Annotated in this window: 1 protein-coding gene; it reads right to left on the bottom strand. The window is 60.0% G+C overall.

Going from position 1 to position 345, the window contains the following annotated elements; genetic code table 11:
* Positions 1 to 345 (bottom strand): Ig-like domain-containing protein (locus tag CWC16_RS20010; protein WP_171037708.1); only part of this gene is annotated, 345 nt, incomplete at both ends.

Genomic DNA, 345 nt, shown 5'->3' with positions numbered 1-345 from the left:
AGGGTCCAGGTATCCCCGTTACTGGCCAGTGCGGCATCGGTGCCCAGGACATAAACATTACTGTCCACCGTGACACTCAAGGTGCCACTGTCCTGCGACCACTGGCCCTGGATTTTCAGGGTGTTGTCGTTGGTAATGAAATCGCTGGTCAGCGTGCCGGTGTCGTCGGTGATGCGGCTGATGGCGACATCCGGCAAGGCACCGCCATCGGGGCCGGTTTCATCGTTGGGTGCCGTGGTATCAATCACCACATCCTGGTTCGCTTCGCTGCTATTACCGGCGGTATCGGTCACCTTGGCGTTGACCGCGTAGGTGCCATCGGCCAGGGTCGTACCGGTCAGATCC

Origin of the sequence: Pseudoalteromonas sp. S3776, assembly GCF_005886915.1 — a bacterium.
Taxonomy (GTDB): domain Bacteria; phylum Pseudomonadota; class Gammaproteobacteria; order Enterobacterales; family Alteromonadaceae; genus Pseudoalteromonas.
This window is presented reverse-complemented; position numbering and strand designations above follow the sequence as displayed.